The sequence below is a fragment of the Singulisphaera rosea genome (genome assembly GCF_054877945.1).
On record NZ_JBTYIP020000163.1, the window covers coordinates 1 to 255 of the forward strand.

Below are 255 nucleotides of genomic sequence, written 5' to 3' on the forward strand. Positions count from 1 at the left end.
TCCATGAAGGTGACGACACCTGTGGGCGATCCGGTGCCGGAGACGGTGGCGGTGAAGGTCAGTGCCTGTCCGACGACGGGAGAGGGCGTCGAGGCGGCGAGGGCGACGGAGCTGGGCCCCTTGACGAAGACGTTGAGGACGGGGGAGGTGCTGGTCTTGAGGTTGGCGTCGCCTGCGTAGACGACGGTGATGGAGTGCAGGCCGGGCTTGAAGTTGGCGACGACGAGGGAGACGCTGACGACGCCCTTGGAGAGT

Annotated in this window: 1 pseudogene; it reads right to left on the reverse strand. The window is 66.7% G+C overall.

Features of this window, described 5'->3' with window-relative positions:
• Window positions 1-255: pseudogene (locus ACYOEI_RS41345) on the reverse strand (hypothetical protein); the annotation flags it as partial.